The sequence below is a fragment of the Wolbachia endosymbiont of Wiebesia pumilae genome (genome assembly GCF_017869285.1).
GTDB lineage: Bacteria > Pseudomonadota > Alphaproteobacteria > Rickettsiales > Anaplasmataceae > Wolbachia > Wolbachia pipientis.
On record NZ_CP054557.1, the window covers coordinates 150,387 to 174,437 of the forward strand.

Here is a 24,051-nt window from a genome sequence, read left to right on the forward strand (position 1 = left end):
TTATGCTATACTTAGGTTACTTGAGGTAAGGTTATGGTATGCATGCTGTTGTAGATTGTAAGAAAGTTGTTGACTTAAATAACAATAGTGATGATTTAGGTAAAGTAGAATCTATTTCCAATGTTACTTTGGAAGAGGAAGAGTCTTTTGATGCTATGGAAGCTGTTTCTAATGTAGAAGAAGGGAATGATTTAGGTCTTGCTACTTCAGAAGAGGAAGAAGAATTTTTTGATGCTGTGGAAGAACAAGAGCCGTTAGCTAATTTTAACGTTCCACTCAGTATATTTCATTATAAAGATTATAACTCTGATTTTTTTACTTCTTGGTATAATATATCAAGTAGAATATTTAAAGAGGTAAATCGAGCTTGCCCGGAGAAGAAAGTATTAAATTTAGCTCTATCAGTTTTAATGTTTCCTTATATAGTTTTCACTGCGTTAGGATTAGCCGTATATAATAAATTAAAAACAAATGATAAGACACAAATCAGTTCAGAGGAGAATAAAACAAAAAAAAGTGAAGTAAGTGAAAGTACAGCAAAAAGATTGGCATATGGTGTTCTTGCTGCAATAGTGATTCTTGTTAATATCGCTGTGCTTGCAGCATTACTTATTCCTGCAACACTCGCTTTGGCTACTTTTTATCTTTTAAATAAAAAATTATCTCATTTTTTGATTGCTGCTATTAAAATAAGTAATGGGTTATGTCAAAATGAACACCAAAATATTGAGGTGTCTTTTCATGAGATAGAGGCTATTGAAGCAGACATTAAGTGGAATATGGAAGTTAAGTTTCCACCGCAATTTAAACAACTACTTAGAGATTTATACGAAGATAAAGATGGTAGTTGGTTTAATGTTGCACGTGATTCAGAACATAATACCATACTGAAATTATCAGCTAATATCCACTTAAAAAATGGTCTTAAGCCTTTACGTAATGAGATCAAGAATGTGCTTGCAACTTCTATTCAAGAATTTGCGAAGACTATGGAAGAACTGATAAAGCTAGAAAAGAAAGAGATTACATATGATAAATTGAAGGAATTGTTGGACGAATTCAGGTTAAAAGTGGTAAGTAGCATAGATTTTAAGTTGACAACTCACTTAATATACAACGCCTATCAAGTTGCCTTTATACAAGCAGTTAGGTTTCAGCTGGATAGACGGAAAGAAGGTTTTTCACTGGAAGATGAGATAAAAAATTCTTTAGTGAGACAGGAATTAGAGAGTCAAGGTAAGGAATTACCAGGTGAGAAAGAAGTGATAATAAGAGATCTGAAAAAAGCAGGAGCAAAAGTACCGGATGTTTTAGATGATAGTGAGCTTCCTATATTTAAAGCAGAATGGAAGCGGCTTAAAGAAGAAGGGAAGATAGCTAAGAGAACAATTATTGATGTTTATAAATATATACATAGTAGAGAAACAGAGACAGCTCTAGGTAATGCTAAAGAAGAGATTAATCTTTTAAAAAAAGAAGGACAAAAAAGATATATTAGGATACATGAAAAATTGAAAGAAATATATGGAGATGTAAAAAAGAATAATTTAGCAGGTGATGTTTTAAGAAGAAGGTTAGAAGGTCTTTTTAAGTTCGAGTATGATGATCAAGAAGTTGAGCAAAGGCTAGTAAAATCAGTAATGAAAAAAGCCAAGGGTGAGTTAGGCCTATTAGGCATGCTCAGCTTAATAGACCAGTTTCGGGATTTAGAAAAGGAGATAAAAGGTTCTTTGAGTGAGAATTTAAAAGAAGCTTCAGATAAAGTAAATGCTTTTGTAGCAAAGATATATTTAGAAATAACGAAATGCAAAATACAAAATGTACTCAAAGGCCAAGCAAAGGGTATAGAGGATTCATGTAAGCTGTTAGAGGAAAAGGAGCCGGATTTAGTACAGAGGATTAATGCGCACCGAGCGGAAATTGCAGAATGCTTAGAGCAACCTATATCGTTAAGGAAAGTAATAGAAGAAAATGAGGATTTAAACAAATATTTAGAAGGTGAGCGAAATAGGAAAGGAGAACAGCATCCAAGTACAAAATTAATAGAGAAGCATTTGAAAAATAACCAAGAAATTCTCAAAGCATTAAAACAGTTAGAATTAGAAGAAAAAGGATTGTTGATAAATGAAGAAACAAAAAATGATTATATAGAAGAACTAGAATCTCGCGAAAAAATAAAGTTTGCAATAATAGAGGATGATTTACTGAAGGAGTTCGAGCGTGAAACTTTTAACGAAGAAGCAGTTAAGAAGTTGTTAGAGGAAGCGGAACTTGAATACTATTTGGCAGAAAAATGCATAAAAAGTCCTGTGATAAAAACAAAAAATAATATCAAGCACTTTTATCAAGGTTTATTGTCTCCTTTGATAGATAATTTGACAAAAGATATAATAAATAATATACCAGGAAATAGTGAAGGTTGTATACAGAAAGTTAAGAACTGGAGTAAAGTTATGTTTGGTGCAATAAAGATTGGAGCATCAAATGCTTATAAAGAGACTACAGAGAGAAAAGCGTTAAATGTGGCACATAATACTTATAAAGAAGGAGAGACATTTCTTCAATGTTTTCAGTCAAATTATGAAGGTGTTGGAGCCTTTTTAGGTAATTTATTTTCTGATGATGGGGTAACATTTAAAAATGATGTGTGGCCTAAAATAGAAGAGCATTTGCATGGAATGTGGGATAGATTTTTCAAGGATATTGAATTCAATATTGGAAATAAATTGGATGAAGTAAGTGTGACACAGCAACGGCAGGAAACTATGATTGTGACTCAACGATAAGTTCTCAAAGTTCCTCCGGTATTTTCACATACTAAATTAACTATAGCACTTGATTCTTTTTGGATCTCTTTTTCAGTTAAAGTGTGAGTTGGAGAGCAGAAAGTAACTGACAATGCTATAGACATCTTATTCGATTCTATATTATTTCCATGGTATACGTCAAATACTAAAACTTCTGTGATGAGCTCTGAGCTTTTTTTTACCACATTGATTATGTTACCTACTTTCACATCCTTATTTACAATAAATGCAAAATCACGTTTTACACTTTGGTATTTATAATCGATAAATTTCTTTCTACTTACAGGTAAATTTTCAATATTTTCTAATATCACCTCAAAACCTACAACTTTTTGCTTGATGTCAAAAAGATCTAATATATTAGGATGCAACTCTCCAAAATAACCTGCTACTTTATTCTTAAAAGAGAGAGTGCCTGACTTTCCTGGGTGGTAATGTTCTTTTTCTGCTCTCTCTATCGTTAAATTATCGCAATTGACGTTAAAAAACTCCAAAGCTGCTATGCAATCAGCCTTTGCGTCAAAAACATCTACTTTCCTATTAGTATTATAATGGTTTCGCGGTAAATTATTTCCTGTTCTTATTCCACTTAAAACATGTTTAGACTGAGCTTCACCATCGTAAATCGGCCCGATTTCGAAGATTGCAAGATCAGATATTCCATGGGCAATATTATCAGCAGTAACTTGCAATAAATTTGGCATAATACTTGGTCTCATTATATTAAAGTTATTGTTAAACGGATTATCGATGATAAATAACTTATTCGAGTAACCAAATTTTTCAGCTGTTGATTCACTCATAAACGACCAGGTTAGCACTTCATGAAACCCTCTGTTTGTCATCAAAATACGCAAATTGTCGTATGTACTATCTACTTCTTCAACATTATTTGGTAGTGGTTCTTCTTTTATTTTGTCATAGCCGTATATCCTTGTTACTTCTTCAATTAGGTCAACCGGTATTGTCACGTCCGGTCTCCAGCTTGGTACTTGTACATTCCAATTGCCTTCGGTTTTTTTATCAATATTAAACCCTAGTTTCGTCAAGATATCGAACACTTCATCAGGCAATACAGATACACTTCCAAACTTGTTTACATCTTGGTAATCAAAGCTCACCTTGGTGTCAGCCCTATCTAAGCTGCCAGCAGACACTACGCTTGAGGCTTCTCCACCACATAAATCCAGAATCATTTTAGCTGCAAGGTTGAGTCCATCAAAAGTAAATTCGGGATCAACAGAACGTGCAAATCTGTAACTAGCGTCTGTGGAGATGTTTATTTGCCTTGCAGATTTAGCGATAGATATAGGGTCAAACCAAGCAGACTCTAAAAAGATATCAGTAGTTTCAAGTGTACATCCACTGCACTTTCCACCTATAATTCCAGCAACTCCATGAATATTTTTATCACCTGCAATAACGCTCATGTCTTTGTTTAATAAGTATTCTTTACCGTTTAAACCAGCAAATTTTTCTCCGTCGTTTGCTTTGCGTACTGTGAGCTCTCCTTCTATTTTTTTTGCATCATACGCGTGCATTGGGCGGCTGAAAGATATCATAATATAGTTCGTGATATCAACTATTGTAGAAATGGAGCGCATTCCTATCGATTCCAATTTATCTTTTAGCCACTTTGGGCTTTCTTGATTTTTTACATTGGCGATGTATATTCCACTAATAAAACTTTCTCCGTCAGTAACTTCAACATCGATTGGTGAATTTATGGAGCTGGTAAGTTGTGGAATGCTTAAAGTCTTTAATGTTCCAATTCCAGTTGCAGCAAGGTCGCGAGCTATTCCATAAATGCCTAAGCAATCTCCACGGTTTGGAGTAACATTTATATCAATTACAGGGTCACAATTGAAAAATTTATCCCCTACTTTATAATCATCGGAAAGCTCGATTATTCCTTCACTTTCCTCTTGAACCAACGCAAGTTCAGAAGCAGAGCAGAGCATCCCTTCACTTAGCACTCCTCGTATTTTTGTAGGCTTGATTGTGAAATCACTTTCTGGCAATGTGCTACCAAGAGATGCAAGCACAGTTTTCATACCTTCTCTAACATTGTTTGCTCCGCAAACTATTTGTAGAATTTTACTTCCGTCATCTACTTTACATAATTTTAATTTATCAGCATTTGGATGCTGTATCACCTCTAATACTTCTGCAACAATAAAACCAGCTAATTTGGTATTGTCGATCACATCTTCTACTTCTAACCCTATGTGAGTTAATTTATCGGTAATTTCTTCTAAACTAGCATTGGTTTCTAAATACTCCAGTAACCAAGATAACGTGAATTTCATCGATCTAACAAGAAACAAAAAAGTTATTGTAATATAAAATGTAGTGCTTTTAAAGCTTGTTGTAGTGGAATACTTCTACATCATTGTTTATGATGTAGAAGCTTTTGTAACTTTATATCTTCTTGCGAAGAGAAAGAATTTTTTCTATATCACCTTTTAAATCTATCTCCAGAAAGAATTTAAGACTTTCATAATCCCAGGCATCCTCATCAATGTTACCATCAAAAAAGAAGTGTATTATTGCATTGTTGAGTCCTATGTAATAATCGCGAGTATCTTCGTCAAGGAAACAATCTACTGATTCGATGTATCCGTTACCAAATCCCTGCTCCAAATTTAAAGGATGATTAGTGTTAATAAAATCTATTTCGTTCATTATATACCTCACTAAAAATTAAATTATAATCAAAATAAGATATTAAGTCAAGATATTGAATAATTTAACAAGATTAGTAAATTTTAAAATACAGAGCTGACTGTAATTAACATTCTAATTACATATTTTGTTAATATGTTAATGTTATAATAATACAGAGCCTTATCTTAATTCTTGACTTTGTCCTATAAAATTCATACTTTATTTACTGTTTATAATTCAGATTAAAATGGCATTAAATCCGCTGGAACAGTTTAAAGTATATACGGTAATAGAGTTACCTAGGTTATTTGGGTATGACGTAAGCTTTACCAATTCATCTCTTTTCACGATGATTTCGGTGATATTGGTGATACTCTTTTTGCTTTTTGGAATAAAGAAGGGGGCAGTAATACCAGGATATTTGCAAGCTGCAGTTGAGTATGTATATGATTTTGTTATTTCAATAATAGAAAATAACACTGGAAGCAAAGGCTTGCAGCACATTCCATTGATATTTACAGTGTTTATTTTCATTTTATCGTGTAATTTAGTTGGTGTTCTTCCTTATAGTTTCACGGTCACAAGTCATGTGATAGTCACCTTCGCTTTATCGATGGTGGTTTTTATTTATATAACGATTGTTGGATTTAAAGAAAGGGGAGTAGAATTTTTACGCATATTGCTACCAAAAGGAACTCCTTCGTGGCTTGCACCTATAATAATTATTATTAAGTTGTTTGCTTATTTAGTAAGGCCGGTTAGCCTATCAATAAGGCTTGCAGCAAATATGATTGCTGGTCATACAATCATCAAGGTGATAGCAGGGTTTATTGTAAATATGAACATATTTTTCACTCCTGCGCCGTTTTTGTTCATAATTGCATTGATAGGATTTGAAGTATTTGTTGCAATTTTACAAGCTTATATATTTACTATATTAACATGTGTATATTTGTCAGATGCAGTAAAGTAATTGACTTCCTTGTAGAATATTTTACAATTATATTATAAAGAAATAATTAAAGGTAATATATGGATTTAGTAGCTTTAAAATTTATAGCAATTGGTTTAGCTGTGTTTGGAATGCTCGGCGCTGGTTTAGGTATAGCTAATATCTTCTCTGCTATGTTAAATGGGATTGCGAGAAACCCTGAATCAGAAGGTAAAATGAAAAGTTATGTTTATATTGGTGCTGCCATGGTTGAAATCATGGGATTGCTTGCGTTTGTACTTGCAATGTTATTAATATTTGCTGCTTAACAGATGCCACAGCTTGATGTTTCAACCTTCTTTTCTCAAGTTTTTTGGTTTTTAATTTTTTTCTCTTCACTTTTTTTCGTAGTAAGTTGTTTATTTTTGCCAAAGTTAGATGAAATAATAAGCACTAGAAGTAAAGAAGTATTGGGTTCTTTTAATAGTTCTGTTCATCTTTTAAGACTTACGGAAGATCAGATTACCAAGTATAACGCAGCTTTAACCCAAGCTAGAATACAGGCAAAAAAAATCATAGATGATGCACTTGCTCAGGTAGAAGAAATGAGAGCTAATGTTAAGAATATATTAGAAGAGGAAGATAAAAAAAAGAGCAAGCTTATTGAAAAAAAAGTGGCAGAATTTAAATCTGAATATACTGATCAGTTAAAACAAATGGCTACTAGTATTGCTTTAATTTATTATACTAAATTGACTAATTCTGAAATTGAAGAGGAATTTATTGCTGACTTGGTGTCCAAAGAATTTTAGGGGTTTTTATGTCTACATCACTGATTATCGGTCTTGCCTTCTTGGTAAGTTTTGTCCTTTCGTATAAATTGCTAAAGAAAGTGATAAAAAATGCGCTTAACAATAAGCGTAACAAAAGCAAATTTTCAAGTGAAGAAACTGAAAAATTCAGGAAAGATATGTTGGAGTATTACAAAAAATCTTCTAAAAAATACAAAGAATTAGATGCAGAAGTTAATAAAATGATGAATGAAGCACTTGATAAAGCTAATAGTATCATTAAGCACAATAGACAGCAGCTAGATCAGACATTAGATGACAATGCCCATTCTAACTTGAAGAAAGTCACTGACCAAGTTGAAAAAGCTCTTGGAGATTTACAGGCTAACACAGCGAATATAGCTGCTGATGCTGTAAAAAAAATAATGCATGAACGTAAAGATGATAAGCGTAGTAGCGAGGTCATATCTTCATTTTCACGTGACTTAAATAAAAAATTGCATTAGGTTCAATGCAACAATTGCCTATACTTCAAGCTGATAATGTAGAAAAAATTAAGTTTGATTCTAGTTTGTGCAAAGAGCCAGAGAAACTTTTTTACTATAAATTTAATATAATTCCTTAGCAAAAATTAAATAATACTACTTTTTTTATGGTTGAAGACACAAGCCGAGATATCAACCGTTGGGTCGAAGCTCATTACGGTATTGACTATGTATTAATAAAAGTGGATAGCGAACAGATTTTAAATCTTCTTAACTCGCACTTTGGTATTTCAGAATTTGCAAGCAACTACTTATATTACAAGAATCCTAATTTTTCAGCCAAAAGCATTAAACTAAGCTCAATATTTTTTGCTTCTTTCTTTATTGTAACTTCAATTTTAACACTAACAGAGAAATATACATATTTTGCTTTGATGTTGATATTTATAATCGGATGTTCTAGCTATTTATTCAAGTTTATAGCTACAATTTTTAACTTATGTGAAACCTCCAACTAAAAAGTGGATTATAGTAAGCTGAGTGAAGAAGATTTTCCTATATATACTATTTTATTGCCTGCTTTTAAAGAAAGTGCAGTGATAGAGCAATTGGTTGAAAGCATTGAAAGTTTGGATTATCCAAAATCAAAATTAGATGTGAAGCTTCAGGTAGAAAGTGATGACCAAGAAACGCTAGCAGCTATAGAAAAGTACACTTTACCGCAGTATTTTGAAGTAATAAAAGTGCCTCATTCTTTGCCTAGAACAAAAGCCAAGTCATGCAATTATGCTATGAGCTTTGCTAGAGGAAAGTATGCAGTAATATATGATGCGGACGATAAACCAGACCCATTGCAGTTAAAAAAAGCACTGATTGAATTTAATAAGGACGACGATAAGCTTGCCTGTGTACAGGCGAAATTAAATTACTACAATTGTGATTATAATTTTCTCACAAAATTCTTTTCTCTGGAGTATATGAACTGGTTTCAATACTTATTGCCTGGATTCCAAAAAATGAACATGCCGATGCCTTTGGGTGGTAGCAGTAATCATTTTTCAGTAAAAATTCTAAAAAAAGTGTTTTTCTGGGATGCTTATAGTGTTACCGAAGATGCTGACCTTGGTTTGAGACTTGCACAAATGGGATATAAAACCAGGATGATTGACTCAGAAACATTGGAAGAGTCACCAATTGCTGTATTTGCTTGGATTAAGCAAAGAGCGCGCTGGATCAAAGGCTATATGCAAACTTATATTGTTCATTTAAAAAATATAAAGTCACTTTATAAACACACTGGATTTAAGGGAATTTTGCTATTGAATCTTTTTGTTGGCTCTGCAGCTTTTATATTTTTTACTACTCCATTTTTACTGCTTTCATTGATATTAACTAAAGTTTTAAATGAATTATTTTTGTACTACTTTGTAGTGGTATACGTTACTAACCTGATTCTTTTGGTAATAGCTGTCAAACAGCAAAAGATGCCTTTTTATTTTTATATAGTATCGATATTTTTTCCGGTCTATAGTCTGCTACATAGTGTTGCAGCTTTTCTTGCCTTATGGGAATTTATTCTTTACCCTGAGCGATGGAACAAAACTCAGCATGGTTTATGGAAGCAAAACCTGTAGCTATTTGGCTTTTTCTCTGCTCGGTCATGGTAATTCTCATGGTAGGGATTGGTGGATTTACCAGACTTTCAAAAGCAGGATTGTCAATCACGGAGTGGAAACCAATTACTGGAACATTACCACCACTGAGTGAACAAGACTGGCTACAAGAAAAATTAAAATACGAAGCTACACCTGAATATAAAGCACTTAACTATGGTATTAGTATGGAGGAGTTTCGCGCTATATACTTAATAGAATATGTACACAGATTGGTTGCAAGACTAACAGGTTTAGTTTTTGTCCTGCCATTTATATATTTCATATTAAGAAGAAAAATATCTAAAAAGGTAGTAATAAAGCTATGTGTGGCATTATTATTTGGAGCTTTACAAGCTTTTGCTGGTTGGTATATGGTTAAAAGTGGTTTAGTAACTGAACCTCATGTTAGCCACTATAGGCTTGCACTTCACTTATTATTAGCATTAATTATCTTTGCATTATTGTCATATCAATTTTTTGATTACCAAATATGGATCCCAGTGTTACGTACACAACTATACGAACATTGCAGTATAAGAGTAATTTTCACCAAGAAAGATGTCATCCCAGTGCCCAGACACTGGGATCCAGAAAACTTAACTTTAAATAAGTGGCTGCATAGTAAAAGCTGGATTCCAGTGTCAGCTACTTTCATGACACCATTTGCTGTGCAATTTATTTTCAAAAGTAAGCGTTCGTACAGTTGTGTGTCAGCTACTCGGATGACAGGATTTCAATCTACTAACAGTAGTATATATTACACAATACTTATTCTGATTCTAATTGTAATACAAATAATTTTCGGCGCATTTGTTGCGGGATTAAATGCTGGTTTGATTTACAATACCTTTCCACTAATGGACGGACAAATCGTTCCAGAAGATTTATTTTTCTTACAGCCTATATGGCTGAATATCTTTGAGAACAGAGCGACAGTGCAATTTATACATCGAGCACTGGCATTGCTAATACTAACTTTGGTAGTAATACTCACAGTAAAAAATGCTAGCATAAAACCGGTATATATTATGCTGCTCTCCGTCGTCATTCAGATCATTTTAGGTGTAATTACTCTATTATTGCACATACCAATAGCCATTGCCATAGCTCATCAAGTGTTTTCATTTATCTTGTTTGGGTCAAGTTTGTACTTCTTATGTTATTTAAGAAAGCAGACTACATCACCAATCTGCACATTTTTTCCTTCTTGAACGGGAATATTTTTTATCACCATTGCTGCTTCAGCACATATGATATTTTCCATTTTCATTCCCTCCACCACAAATAAAGGTTGTCCTATTTCCACCTGATCTCCTACATTTACGTGCAATTTAACTAATAAACCAGATATTGGGGATTTTACAGCATCTGCTGAAATCCCTTCTGTTTCATTATTTAGCATTAACCTACTTAATTCAGCTACATGAGGCTTAAATATACAACACTCAGCTTTCATGCCTGCATGCCTTATGAAGTACTTGCTGCCTTGTCTTTCTATTTTAAGTGCTATATTGGTATCGTCATTAATTGTGATATATAGCAATCTATAACTTGATTTCCACTTGCCTATAACGGAGTATTTATTGTGATTATATACCGTTATTAATATATTATCTTGGTATTTTGCATTTACGGAGTACTCATTGTCATTTATATTCACTATGAATAAATCTCTTGCACGGTCACCTGCCATCCGAGTAGCTGATACTGGTGCCCCTTCTTTTTTACTAGATTCCAGTGTCACGCACTGGAATGACACCTGAGATGTTTCATTCACTGCTTTATGATGGTACCTTTCTTCATTTTCCAAATGAACATATAACGCAGTGAAAATAAATATTTTAATATACTCCTCTGTAACAAAATCGCCGTGAAACCCACTAGGGTAATGATCTGGAATGAATCTCGTATGGAGCTTTGCTGCGATAAAATTTGGGTGATGGAAGATGGATTCTAGAAATTCTATATTATTTGTTACTCCTTCTATATAGCATTCAGACAATGCTTTTTGCATTCTGCTGATCGCTTCTACTCTATCTTTTCCATATGTTATCACTTTGGCAATCATCGAATCATAGAACATGCTAATTTCTGAACCTGCAGCAACTCCATCATCTATTCTTACATAATCATTTTCACCCGGTTTATCGTAATATTTTATTCTTCCGCTGGAAGGGAAAAATTTCTTCGATGGGTCTTCAGCGCAAATTCTACTTTCTATTGCAGAACCAGTAAGTTTAATATCATCCTGATTGAATCTCAATTTCTCTCCACAGGAAGTTCTAATCATTTCTTCTACTATGTCTATTCCAGTTATAAATTCTGTTACTGGATGCTCAACTTGCAATCTCGTATTTACCTCAAGAAAATAGAAGTTTTGGTCTTTATCTACAACAAACTCAACAGTGCCTGCTGAAAAATAGCCAACTTGCTTTGCCAGAGAAACACATTGAACATACATTTTTTGTCTTACTTCTTCACTAATGAATGGACTTGGCGTTTCTTCTATTATTTTCTGATTATTCCTTTGTATCGAGCATTCTCTTTCTCCAAGACAAACTATATTGCCATATTTATCTGCTATGATTTGTATTTCAATATGTCTTGGCAACTCTATATATTTCTCTATAAAGATACTGCCATCCTTAAAACTTTTCTCTGCTTCATTTGTGGCTGATGTAAATGCTAGTTTAATTTCTTTTTTGGAGTTTACAATTCGCATTCCTTTGCCACCACCGCCTGATGCAGCTTTGAGCATAACGGGAAAACCGACCTCTTTAGCAACTTGAGCTGCGTGGTCAGCATCGCTGATCTTACCCATATATCCTGGCACTACATTCACTCCAGCTTTTCTTGCAGCTTCTTTTGCTGTTATTTTGTTGGCTGTAACTTCTATTGTTTCTGCACTGGGACCGATGAAGTCTATATTATGTTTTTGAAGAGCACGTGGAAAATCTGGATTCTCTGCTAAAAAACCATAGCCAGGATGAACTGCCTCAGCACCTGTTTCAACTGCTACTTCACATATTTTTTCAATGTTTAAATAACTGAGGCAAGATGGCGAAGGGCCGATATATCTTGACTCATCTGCTTGTCTTACATGCACAGAATTTACATCTGCATCCGAGTATATGCACACACAAGATATACCCATCTTATGGGCAGTTCTGATAATCCTGCAGGCAACCTCTCCTCTGTTTGCTATTAAAATCTTACTGTACTTCTTTTCTATCATCGTATGAGTATACTTTCTGAAGTTAAGAAAGTAAATTTCTATATCATTGCCTGCAAGTAATTTCTAGCTTCATCAAACACCTAAACTTTCTCCTGCAAGTTGTACATTAGCATTTTCCACTAAAGTGCTTTCGTTATGCAAGGCATGTATCTCGCTACATGCTTTAACTGACAGGTATGTGACTCCGCCAGAAGCTATTGCAACCATCGAGCTTAGTGCAAAAGATTGAGAAACTAAAAATAAAAAGTATAAAGACAAACATAAAGCAGCGATACATGCTATCGCTCCTATTATATATAAGCACAGGTGAAACTTCTGGTTACATATAAAGCTGTCTTTTATGCCTGCGATTTGCTTAATTTCTTTCTGTTGTGCAGCATTTAAGTAATAAAGAGGAGTTTCCCTCTTCTTATTAAAAGCATAGCCTTTACTGCAGAGCGCATCTTTAATATATTTTTTATTACATTTGAGTTCCTCTTTCAATCTGCTTACTTCTTTCCGATCTCCAGCTTCTTCTGCTTTCGTAATTTTGTTATTAGCTTCCTTCTCTAAGTCATTCACAATCTCTTGTACTGCAGGCAGCAAAATTCCACTTCTTGCTGCTTCATGAAATGGATTATCTCCATATTCATTATGCGCAGTTACAGAAGCAATGTTCTTCTTACAAATGTCTACAAATTTACCTTTGTTTTGTATTCTTGCAGCTAAATGCAGGAGATTACCTGCCTGTACTCTTTGTTTTGTTTTATCAAAAGGGCCGGTGTAACGCCAATTGATATTAGCTTCATTATCTGAAAGCAATTTTGCTATATCTACAGGTCCATCCATAACTCACCTCGCTATATTCAACCAATACTAAATTATACAACACAATTTATGAAAAACAAGTAAATTTTATCTCTCAGAACAAATAAATTCTAAATTGTTACAAACATAAATTTTAGCTATCATCATTTACATTACTGTAACAGACAAATATGCCAGGTATAGTCACGAGATTTGCTCCATCACCAACAGGATTTTTGCACATTGGAGGAGCTCGTACTGCGTTATTTAATTGGCTCTATGCAAAGCATCATGGTGGCAGGTTTTTGCTAAGAATTGAGGACACCGACAGAAAACGTTCAACACAAGAAGCAATTGATGCAATTATAGAAGGGCTAAGATGGCTCGGTATGAGCTATGATGGGGAAATAGTATATCAGTCAAAAAGAATAGAGTGGCATAAAGAAGTAGCAAACCTTTTAGTTGAAAAGGGTAGGGCGTATCACTGTTACTGCCCTGAAGATGAAGTTGCAAAAAAGAAGGCAAAAGCAAGAGAAGAGGGCAAGATATACAAGCATAAATGTACTACAAAACCTCCTTCTTGTCATCCAAGTAGCCGACACTGGAAAAATATGTGGTCACGCGCTGGAATGACATCGGGTGTGAGGTCAGTTGTCCGCTTTAAAGTGCCAGATTCGCAAGAGATCGTCATTGATGACAAAATATACGGCCAAATCAAAGTAAATAGCGACCAGCTTGATGATATAGTGATCTTACGCTCTGATAACACTCCAACATATATTTTTGCCGTGGTAGTTGACGATCATGATGCTGGAATAACTGATATAATACGTGGTTCTGACCATCTCACTAATACCTTTAAACATCTGCTAATATACCAGGCTCTTGATTTTGACATTCCACGCTTTGCACATGTGCCGCTTATCCATGGGGAAGATGGGAATAAGCTATCCAAAAGGCATGGTGCCACAAGCGTTTGCGATTATGAAAAGATGGGAATATTGCCAAAAGCGATGCGTAATTACTTGCTGAGACTTGGCTGGAGTCACGGCAACGATGAGATTATTAGCGATGAGCAAGCAATAGAGTGGTTTAATTTAGAAAGTATTGGTCGTTCACCTGCACGGCTCGATTTCAAAAAACTGGAGCATTTGAATAACCACTATATTAGTAATATGAGCAATGAAGATATTCTGACTCTAATGCTTAGAGAAAATACTCTAACTGACAAAAAAAAGGGCTATTTACTGCAGGGACTGACAGAGCTAAAAAAAAGAGCAAACTACCTGACCGAATTATTGGATTTAGCAAAATTTTATATTCAAGATCCGCCACTTGATTTAAGTGAAGAGGCTGAGCAAATTGTCAAATCTAACCTCGATATAATCAAGTTACTCGCGTCATTTCTGTCAAAGATCGGTGATGAAAATTGGAATAAGGGTTTTTTATCTTCTCAGATCAAGGAATGTGCAAAATTGCACGATATGAAAATAAGCGATGTATACCACTCATTACGCGCCCCTATAACTGGAGTAATGGATGCACCTGGAATCATTGATATCATGGTGATTCTTGGTAAAGATGAGTGTATAAGAAGGTTACAAGCAATTTAAATGAAATAAGAAAATTACTTGACATCCTTCGCCAGCCCCCTTATCATGAAACTGAAGCTATTGTATTTGCTTTCGCCAATCTGCAGATTAAAAGGTAAGGATTACTTAATGTATCGGCGTCTTATGTTCAATTTTTTGCAGTATATAGATACTGTATGTCTTTACAAAACTTCATCTACATCTAGATTTTTATCTAAATAAGCTGAACGCGCTTATAAAGCGTTACAAGACATCAAAAAATGCCAATACTCGACAGAGATAGTAAAAGACTAGCTAACTCGGGGATTCTTTGTCTTTTTTTCTGCTTAGTAAATTTCTTAAACATTTGCAGCGTAAGTTAGTTGCAATTAAAAGCAGCTGAATTTCGCTTGTCAAGCGTTTAAAACATAAAAAACGCCAATATTTTAAAGCGGATAATAACCACGGGGCTTCTTTTGCCTTTTTTTTCGTTTGGTAAATTTCTTAATATTTATAGCTAAACGACAATCGTCATCCCGCTGCTTGTTAGCGGGATCTAGAGATACCGCGAATGAATCGCGGTATGACGGTTCGTGGCGGTATGACGGTTCGCGGCGGCATGACAATAAGCTCGTCATCCCGCTACGTGTTAGTGGCTGAGATACTGCGGCGGTATGACGTAGGATTGCTGTCATCCCGCTACTTGTTAGCGCCGCGGCGGCATGACGTCTTAACTATAGAAAACTTGTATAGATTTTTTCTACTTCTGTGATATCATAAGCCTGTAATGATAAAATAAGTAAATATGGATAAGTCAGCGTATGAGATCATAGAACATGAGTATGACGTGGTAGTAGTAGGTGCAGGTGGAGCAGGGCTCAGAGCAACGCTTGGGATGGCTGCAACTAATTTTTCAGTTGCCTGCATTTCTAAAATTTTCCCTACACGAAGTCATACAGTTGCAGCACAAGGCGGAATTAGTGCAGCTTTAGGTAATATCGGTGAAGACGATTGGCGCTGGCATGCATATGACACAATAAAAGGTTCAGACTGGCTTGGTGATCAAGATGCAATAGAATATATGTGTAAAAACGCTGCTAAAGCTGTTATTGAACTTGAAAATTTTGGCGTACCTTTTTCTCGTACAGAAGATGGCAAAATATACCAGCGTTCCTTTGGTGGAATGACAACTCACTTTGGTAAAGGAAAATCAGCGCAGCGCACTTGTGCGGCAGCAGATAAGACTGGGCACGCAATCCTTCACACTCTATATCAGCAGTGTCTTAAATTCAACGCTGAATTTTTTGTTGAATACTTTGTGATTGATTTAATTATGGATAGCGAAACATGCTGCGGAGTTCTTGCTTGGTCGCTATGCGACGGCACATTACATAGATTTCGTGCGCATAGAGTGGTGTTAGCAACAGGTGGATATGGACGTGTTTATTTCTCTGCAACAAGTGCGCATACCTGCACAGGTGATGGTAATGGCATGGTAGTAAGAGCTGGATTACCACTTGAAGATATGGAATTTGTGCAATTTCATCCGACAGGAATATATGGCTCAGGGTGCTTGATGACAGAAGGATGCCGTGGCGAAGGGGGATACCTTGTTAACTCTCAGGGCGAGAAGTTTATGGAACGTTACGCACCAAAAGCAAAAGATTTAGCTTCCCGTGATGTGGTAAGTCGTGCAATAACAATTGAAATTAGAGAGGGAAGGGGAGTTGGACCTAAAAAAGATCACATGTATTTAACTATAGCGCATCTTGATCCGGAAGTAATAAAACTCAGATTGCCGGGCATTAGCGAAACCGCAAAGACCTTTGCAGGAGTTGATGTTACTAAAGATCCAATACCGGTCATTCCGACTGTTCACTATAACATGGGTGGCATTCCAACCAATTATCATGGAGAAGTGATCACGCTGAAGCAAGGTAAGGAAGAAGTGGTAGATGGAATATTTGCAATTGGAGAAGCTGCGTGCGTCTCTGTGCATGGTGCAAATCGACTTGGTTCTAACTCGCTTCTTGATCTTGTGGTTTTTGGCAGAGCTGCAGCGCTCAGAGCAAGAGAGAAACTAAAATCCGGTACACCACATAAAAAATTGCATTCAGACTGCACAGACTGGATAGTAGATAGATTCAATAAAATGCGATTTGCTTCCGGTGGGCTAAAAGTAGCAAAAATACGCAGTGAAATGCAGAACACTATGCAAAAGTACGCATCAGTGTTCCGTGTTGCTGAAGTTTTAGAAGAAGGCAAAAAAGCTATAAAAAAGGTAGCAAAAATGATGCCTGATATTTCACTTGAGGATCGAAGTATGATGTGGAATAGTGATTTAGTTGAAGCACTGGAGCTTGCTAACATGATCCCACAAGCGGTTATTACCATGGAATGCGCAGCTAATCGCGAGGAAAGCAGAGGTGCCCATGCTCGTGAAGACTTTCCTGAACGTGATGACAAAAACTGGATGAAGCACACTATAGCGTGGCTTGAAGAAAAGAAAGGGCAAATTGACGTAAAAATTGATTATAAAAAAGTGGCTGAAAAAACTCTGAGCGGTGAGATTGATTTCATAGCGCCAGAGAAGAGGGTTTACTAGTTACACTATCCCTACACAATTTTTCAACGAGTTCATTATTGATACATCGCTCATTTTGGTAGCTGGGTTTTCTGTATGCTCTGATTGATTTTGTTGTCTTTTTGCTGCTAGGTCTTCAGAATCATTTCCTAAATTCTGTTGATCATTGTCAATAGGGTTCTTCGAAGCTTGATTCTGCTCTGTTGTTGAATTAGAGCGGTTTTTGTCGTTAAATATGTCCTGTGCTTTGTTGGTTGATTTTTCAAAAAATTTCTTAATACCACTAAATCCTAAAGTTAAAGTAAGACATATAACTCCAGCAGTAGCTATGATAGGAATGGCTGCTCCAATTGCCATTTGACCCTGAAAGAAAGCAAATGTTACCATTGCAATAACAGTAATCGTTATCGTGATTGCTAACAGTTCGCGGGTCCTTTTTGCTGGATCTATGAATCCTGCTACAGCAGATACTCCTTTTTTTATACCAGAACCTGCTTCTTTAATGCCAGACTTGCATTTTTTTGAAGCAGTTTTACAGTGGTATTTTTCTTCAAGCTTCTCTTTTAGTTCTTTAGCTTTCTCCTGTGCTTTCTGTGGAGTCCCTGAATAATCTTTTAGATCTCGTAAAGTTAAATAGTACTTTTTAGTATGGAATTTTGGATCTTTCAGCTCCAGAGAACAGGGATCAGCGCCTATTTCTAGCAGCATTGTACAAAATTTTGTTGTATTGTCATAAGCAGTTGCTGTATCAAAAATTGTTCCTTGCAATAGGTGTTCGATACTTCTTTTTTCTGCTTTTTTCTTTAATGCCAATTCTAGGGGTGTGTTCCCTTCTCCATTAGGTGCATTCACAGCCTCTCTTAATTGATCTTCAGATATTTTTCTTTCTTTTACTAAACCTAATATTAATTTCAAGCATGTAACTTTTTGTTTTCCTTCGAATAAAGCAATATAGTGCAGAGCATTTTTTTCATCTTTATCTTGCACAGTAATATCTGCACCGTTTTGTAGAAATAACTCTAAGGTTTTATACCTGCCAGTATCCTTAAATTCTTTTTTTATTACATTCTTTATTTTATTTTTCAATGAAGGTTCTTTACTCTTTTCTTGTATGCGCTGGAGTACCTGATGGAGCGGTGTTTGCTCTTTCCCGTTAACAGCATTTATAGCCTTACTAAATTCATCCTTACCTAAAGTCAACTTCAAACATGCAACTTTTTGTTCTCCTTTGAATGAAGCAATATAGTGCAGAGCATTTTTTTCATCTTTATCTTGCACAGTAATATCTGCACCGTTTTGTAGTAATAGCTCTAGGGTTTTATATCTCTTAGTTTTCTCAAATTTCTTAAGTGATCGGTTCTCACTCTTCTCTTGTATGCACTGGAGTACCTGGTGGAGCGGTGTTTGCCCTTCTTTTTTATCATTTACAGCTTTTATAAATTGTTCTTTTTGGCTTGCTTCTAGCAATATATGGAGAAGTTTAAGTTTTTGTTTTGTTTCAGGTTTAACAATCAAGTGTAAAGCATTATTATCATCTGTGTCTTTAAGGCTAATATCTGCCCCTTTTTGCAATAGTTCTTTAAAAAGTTCTTTATCATTATTTTTAATTGCTAAATGTAATTGATAATTATCATTACTATCTGGAGTATTTATGGTACGTGGTATAATTTCTTTAATTTTTGCTTCTGTATTGATTTTTATTTCTGGCTTTAATTTAGAGTTCTTTCCTTGCTCTGCTAATTTTTCTAAGAAATTACGATAGTATGTCTTTTGCTCTTCTTTTAAGTCTTGTAATTTTTTTGTAGATAATCCTAAATTATCAGAGCTGGCCCCATGCTCTAACAATTTTGTAAGAAACTTAAGTGTGTTATCGTTATCTTGGATTGTATGAGACTCATGTTTTTCTTTTGTTATCTTGTTAATTAGTGCCACCTGAAGAGGAGTTTTTTCGTCCTGATTTTCACTATCAACAAGTTGTGCTAAATCTTCCTTGGTGACCGTTTTTATTAGGGTACCCAGAAACTTGCATTTCTGTTTCTTTTCCAACGACGCAATGAGGTGTAAAATATTTTTCCCTTCTTCAGCTTTTATGCTGCTAATATCCGTACAATCTTTTAGATATTTTCTAAATTTCCTGTTATTTCCATTTTTGATCGCTTTTAGTAGTAGAGCATTGTTATTTGTTATTTCGTTGCTTATTTCTACTTCATGATCATCTTCAACATCACTGCCGTAGCCACTCTCTGTTTCGCTGTCCCTACGGTTGTGGGTAAAACAATATCTGCTATTATAAGTAATTTCTGAAATTGCTTGTCCTATTTCCTCTTTTTTTATAGGGTCTAGTTCTTTCGATATTTTTCTATTCAATACCGGAAGAAAGCATTGGACATAATACTTATAATATTTTTCTTGTTCTCTAAGTGATTCTTCTAATTTAGTTAGTACTTCAGAGCTAGCACCTTCCTCAAATAACCTTTTACACTTCTTGAGGGTTCCATCTTGACCTCTTGGTTTTTCACGCTTGTGTTCTTCTTTTTTTACCTTTCTCTCTATAATGCCATATAATTGTTCGTCTTTTCTATCCTGCTCTTGCTTTTTATTTTTATCTATGCATTCACCTAATTTATCTGCATTAGTAGTTAGTGCAGTTATATCTATACCCATACTAAAACCTCAATATTAAAAGCTATTTAAGTTGTCAGCACTAAACTAACAACCAAGAAGTTTGACTTTTAAATTGAGCTAAACGTTGTATATGTATAGGTGGAAAGGCAGAAAACTAGTTTCTATTAGAAAATCTGTTGTCATAGTCAAATCCTCACTTGAACAGTTGCTACTATTTTAACCATTTAATCTTAAAAAATAATAAATATAGCTAAACTGTGAAATGTGCTATTGGCTAAAATAGGATAAGAAACTACAGCTGCAAATATCCAAATTGATTTTTTATAAATCTTCCAGGCTTGGTTTTTCTTCTGATTTTTTAAGTCTTTCTTTATTTAGTATGGAGCTTATCTCTTCTACACTTTTATCAATATCATCATTGATTATTACATAATCATATTTATCACGTTTGCTTATCTCTTTTTGAGCTTCGGCTAATCTGCGCTCTATTTCGCTTGCATCATCACTATTACGCTTTTGCAAACGCAACCTAAGCTCTTCCATTGAAGGGGGAAGTATAAAAACACTTACAACTTTTTTTCTCATGAGCTTGAATAAGTGAAATGCTCCTTGCCAGTCTATGCTGAGTAAAACGCTTATTCCATTGCTTAAGTTTTGCTCTATAAAATTTCTTGGTATACCATAAAAATTCTCAAAAACTTTGGCGTATTCAAGCATTTGGCCAGCTTTGCATAACTCGTGAAATTTTTCTTCGGTAACGAAAAAATAGTCTTTTCCATTTCTTTCGCCGGGGCGAGGCTTGCGTGTAGTCATAGAAACAGACCTAACTAAATTAGTTGATTGCTCAAGTAATTTTGCTGATATAGTAGTTTTTCCAGCTCCAGAAGGGGAGGATAGAACCAATAATACGCCCTCACTTTTTACGGTCATTTTTCTTTGCATTTTTTAACATGGTGCTTTTTGGATCAGAGTTTAAAAAGCTAGAACCTTCTAAATTAGAATTTGATAAGTTGGTGCCAATAAGAGAAGAGTTATCAAAGACAGTATAGCGCAAATCGGTCTTTTCAAAATTTGCCTTATTCAAATTAACGTTTACAAACTTTGCTCTACTCAATGTTGAATTAGAAAAATCGGCATTTTCTAAATTCATATTCTTAAATTCAAAGTAAGAATAATTTACATTAAATTTTTCACCCTGTGATATTTTCTCTTGCAAATCTTTAATCGAAGTTATAGCATTTTCTGAACCTGCAAGTTTTTTCTGTCCTTTATTGTCAATCAAAATTGAATTATCAAATTTGCAACCTGTTAAGTGAGCATCAACAACTGAACTTTTATATATGCTTGAAGAGAGAAAAGACATATCACTAATTGTTGAATTACTCAAATTGCTAAGAAAAAAGCTAGTTTTCCTAAAGGCATTAGCGTGAAGCAAAGAAGATCTGAAATCGCTTTCAATAAAATTTGAATTAGTTACTTTTAAATTGGACCAGCTCGAATTATCAGCTAATAAATTAAAGAATGTTGAATTTTCTATTTCACTGGAATCAATATTATGGCGAGAAAGTGTACTGTTATAAACTTGAGAGTCTTGGATTTTTATCTTATACATTGAAGTTGTAGAAAGGTCTGAATCTTCTATCTTCACATAGGTGAATAGTGAATGGTCAAAAAATGAGCCATTCATGTTAGAATTTGCAACTTTAGTATTATGAAACTTTCCGTGACGAATGTCAGCATTAGAGACATTAACTTGATGCAGTTCACTAAAACTAAAATCAATATTGGATAAATCAGCATCATGAAGATTTGCTTCAGAAACATATGCATGTTTTATCTTGGAACCATTTAGTATAGATTGAACAAAACTTGAATTATCGTCATTCACATAGGAAATTTGTGTGTTGCTTAAATCAGTTTCGTCGAAGTTACTGTTAATTATGATAGAAGAATTAAGGCAAGCATCGGAAAGATTGCTACCTGTAAAGTCTGATTCTTTTAACTCTGCACCATATATGTTAGCATTTTTTAATGAAGAAAATTGTATCTTTAATTTATATGCATCCACTCCAAAGAAACTTGCATTATCAAGGTTGTTTTTCTGCATAACAGTATCGTTTATTTCACTATCACTAAAATTTACGTGGCTAACATTCGAGTTTGATAAGTTGGAGAAATTCATTTTCACATTCGAGAAATTAGTATGCAAACCAATTACGTTGTGCATACTTACTTTTTTGAGATCGGAACTGATAAAATCAGCATAACTAACATTAGACTGATCAAATACGATATCTGTTAAGTTTGCAGAAACAAATTTTGTAAAACTCAAATTTGTACCTTTTATTTTAATGCCATGTAAATTAGCATTGGAAAAATTAGCACCACGTAAATCAACATCAATGAAAGACACATCGGATAAATCGGTGTTAGAAAAATCGGCACCAATCAGACTTACTCCATCAAAAACAGATTTACTTAGGTACAGTTGGTTAAAATTAGCTCCATTTAAGTTAGAACCAAAACCTTTCTTAAAATCTTCTGGCACGCCCTCTTTGTGGCACTGCACCAAAAATTCAGCAAAGTCTTTTTTACTGTAAGATACGTATTTTGCATCACGCAAAGCGTTTAAAAAATCACTAATCTGATTTTTTTCATCATTTGTTTCGTTTCCATAACATAAATGACCAACTAAAATTAATATCAAAAATCTAATCATCTTGCTTATCGCACTGTATTTCTTTCGTTTTCACAGCCCAATCGTACATTGCTGAGCTTTCTTTATTGTCTATTTTTCTATCCTCCAAAAGATGTGGCATCATTTCGGCAATCGCATTTATTATATTGATCTGCTTTTTTTCGATTGCTATATCAATTGGGGATTGAAAATTATTGTTAACTACTCTAAGATCAGCACCTTGTAATAAGAGAAAGCGCACTATGTCTACCTCACCTTGTTTAACTGAATAAATGAGAGGAGTATCACCCAATTTATTTCTAAACCTTAGTATCTCTTGAATTGTTAATCCAATTTTTTCTAGCTTACTTATTACTCCTCTTAAGCAAGTTAAGTTGTTCTTCTTAATGCAGTAAAAAAATTGCTTACTGTAATCATCAATAAACACAGTTGTAGGAAGATGCTCATTAAGGCTATCATATTGTCGTTTATATATTGACTTGCTTTGTATGTCTTTATGACCCCATTCTTTTATTGGTTCTCTGTTTAGCTTTGTCCATTTTTGTAAACTTTTCTTTTCACTTTGCTCTTCTTCATCTTTTTTAGTTATAGGTTTTACTCTATTGCGGTCCTTGGAATTACTGTTTGTTTCTTTCACTTTTTTTTCTTCAGACTGATTCTCTACTTTTTCTTTTTTTCCCTCTAATAATTGACTCGCATCACTTTTTGAAAGTTCATTATCTTTTATATCAATCTTCTGATCAGCTTGTAGATTTTTTTGCGGGTTAGCTGTATTCTCATTTAAATCAGCACTTAAAGGCAAAGGCTCTGGTTTCAAATCTTTATTCACTTCTTTATTGGCCACATTTGGTAAATTTTGAGCAAATTTGTCTGTGCTTCCTTCTAGCTGGTCATTTGGCAAATCTTTATCAATCCTTTCACCTTCACTTATAGTTTTTTCAACCACGAAAGCTTTGTTCTCGTTGTGTTGCAGTTTCTCTTTATCGGTAGTGCCGTCTAATCTTTTGCTCTCAGCCTCTTGTGTTTGTTTAGCATCGACGTTGCTTTTTAACTCATCTTTTTGATTTGTGCTATCTTGCTTCCTTACACCTACATTTTCGTTTTTATGAACTGATTCAATTTTCTTTTCTTCAAGCTGCTCTACGGCAAACAGGATGGGTGATCCGAATACGACAGCTAATAATATAAAATATAAAATATTCTTCATAAATACCCC

At 34.6% G+C, this 24,051-nt stretch carries 17 protein-coding genes; 9 read left to right on the forward strand and 8 right to left on the reverse strand.

The features are described 5' to 3' along the window. Positions 1–38 precede the first annotated feature (38 nt). Positions 39–2,786: a hypothetical protein gene (locus HUB92_RS00760; protein ID WP_209472909.1), complete on the forward strand. Its 2,748-nt coding sequence runs from the start codon at positions 39–41 to the stop codon at positions 2,784–2,786. Here HUB92_RS00760 and pheT read toward each other — a convergent pair. Next, positions 2,777–5,116 (reverse strand): phenylalanine--tRNA ligase subunit beta, encoded by a 2,340-nt coding sequence (gene pheT / locus HUB92_RS00765; RefSeq protein WP_209472911.1) that lies wholly within the window; start codon positions 5,114–5,116, stop codon positions 2,777–2,779. The two genes, HUB92_RS00760 and pheT, sit on opposite strands and share 10 nt — an antisense overlap. Positions 5,117–5,228: 112 nt before the next feature. Next, positions 5,229–5,492 (reverse strand): hypothetical protein, encoded by a 264-nt coding sequence (locus HUB92_RS00770; protein WP_209472913.1) that lies wholly within the window; start codon positions 5,490–5,492, stop codon positions 5,229–5,231. A 229-nt stretch (positions 5,493–5,721) separates the two neighbouring features. On the opposite strand from HUB92_RS00770, the gene HUB92_RS00775 reads away from it, so the two are divergent. From HUB92_RS00775 to HUB92_RS00800, 6 genes are all read left to right on the forward strand, one after another. After that, a complete protein-coding gene (locus HUB92_RS00775; RefSeq protein ID WP_155968396.1) occupies positions 5,722–6,447 on the forward strand; it encodes a F0F1 ATP synthase subunit A in 726 nt (241 codons plus the stop codon). Between the two features lie 59 nt (positions 6,448–6,506). Next, positions 6,507–6,734 carry a F0F1 ATP synthase subunit C gene (locus tag HUB92_RS00780; protein ID WP_006014985.1) on the forward strand — a complete coding sequence of 76 codons (228 nt, stop codon included), beginning with the start codon at positions 6,507–6,509 and terminating at the stop codon, positions 6,732–6,734. Positions 6,735–6,737: 3 nt separating this feature from the next. Continuing rightward, on the forward strand, positions 6,738–7,217 hold the full coding sequence (locus tag HUB92_RS00785) for a F0F1 ATP synthase subunit B family protein (RefSeq protein ID WP_010962584.1): 480 nt from the start codon (positions 6,738–6,740) through the stop codon (positions 7,215–7,217). A gap of 8 nt (positions 7,218–7,225) precedes the next feature. Continuing rightward, positions 7,226–7,702 (forward strand): F0F1 ATP synthase subunit B, encoded by a 477-nt coding sequence (locus tag HUB92_RS00790; RefSeq protein ID WP_065094793.1) that lies wholly within the window; start codon positions 7,226–7,228, stop codon positions 7,700–7,702. Between the two features lie 500 nt (positions 7,703–8,202). Beyond that, positions 8,203–9,315 (forward strand): glycosyltransferase family 2 protein, encoded by a 1,113-nt coding sequence (locus tag HUB92_RS00795; protein ID WP_244663075.1) that lies wholly within the window; start codon positions 8,203–8,205, stop codon positions 9,313–9,315. Continuing rightward, the gene (locus HUB92_RS00800; RefSeq protein WP_244663076.1) at positions 9,273–10,547 is read left to right on the forward strand and encodes a COX15/CtaA family protein; all 1,275 of its coding nucleotides are present in this window, start codon (positions 9,273–9,275) and stop codon (positions 10,545–10,547) included. Before HUB92_RS00795 ends, HUB92_RS00800 begins: the two co-directional genes overlap by 43 nt. Here HUB92_RS00800 and HUB92_RS00805 read toward each other — a convergent pair. After that, positions 10,496–12,571 (reverse strand): acetyl-CoA carboxylase biotin carboxylase subunit, encoded by a 2,076-nt coding sequence (locus HUB92_RS00805; RefSeq protein ID WP_209472917.1) that lies wholly within the window; start codon positions 12,569–12,571, stop codon positions 10,496–10,498. The two genes, HUB92_RS00800 and HUB92_RS00805, sit on opposite strands and share 52 nt — an antisense overlap. A gap of 72 nt (positions 12,572–12,643) precedes the next feature. Beyond that, positions 12,644–13,399 (reverse strand): ankyrin repeat domain-containing protein, encoded by a 756-nt coding sequence (locus HUB92_RS00810; protein ID WP_209472919.1) that lies wholly within the window; start codon positions 13,397–13,399, stop codon positions 12,644–12,646. Between the two features lie 149 nt (positions 13,400–13,548). Between HUB92_RS00810 and gltX the strand changes: the two genes are divergently transcribed. Together gltX and sdhA are read left to right on the forward strand one after the other, a co-directional pair. Continuing rightward, positions 13,549–14,970: a glutamate--tRNA ligase gene (gltX, locus tag HUB92_RS00815; protein WP_209472921.1), complete on the forward strand. Its 1,422-nt coding sequence runs from the start codon at positions 13,549–13,551 to the stop codon at positions 14,968–14,970. Positions 14,971–15,733: 763 nt separating this feature from the next. Then, complete coding sequence (gene sdhA / locus HUB92_RS00820) at positions 15,734–17,533, forward strand: succinate dehydrogenase flavoprotein subunit (RefSeq protein ID WP_209472923.1); 1,800 nt, start codon at positions 15,734–15,736, stop codon at positions 17,531–17,533. Here sdhA and HUB92_RS00825 read toward each other — a convergent pair whose 3' ends face one another. The 4 genes from HUB92_RS00825 to HUB92_RS00840 form a co-directional block, all read right to left on the reverse strand. Further along, the gene (locus HUB92_RS00825; RefSeq protein ID WP_209472925.1) at positions 17,534–20,176 is read right to left on the reverse strand and encodes an ankyrin repeat domain-containing protein; all 2,643 of its coding nucleotides are present in this window, start codon (positions 20,174–20,176) and stop codon (positions 17,534–17,536) included. Between the two features lie 282 nt (positions 20,177–20,458). Continuing rightward, positions 20,459–21,067, reverse strand: coding sequence for a guanylate kinase (gene gmk / locus HUB92_RS00830; RefSeq protein WP_209473330.1), 609 nt, complete (start codon positions 21,065–21,067; stop codon positions 20,459–20,461). Continuing rightward, complete coding sequence (locus HUB92_RS00835) at positions 21,051–22,856, reverse strand: pentapeptide repeat-containing protein (RefSeq protein WP_209472927.1); 1,806 nt, start codon at positions 22,854–22,856, stop codon at positions 21,051–21,053. The genes gmk and HUB92_RS00835 overlap by 17 nt, the downstream gene beginning before the upstream one ends. Beyond that, a complete protein-coding gene (locus HUB92_RS00840) occupies positions 22,849–24,042 on the reverse strand; it encodes an ankyrin repeat domain-containing protein (RefSeq protein WP_070356816.1) in 1,194 nt (397 codons plus the stop codon). Before HUB92_RS00840 ends, HUB92_RS00835 begins: the two co-directional genes overlap by 8 nt. Between the last annotated feature and the right edge of the window lie 9 nt (positions 24,043–24,051).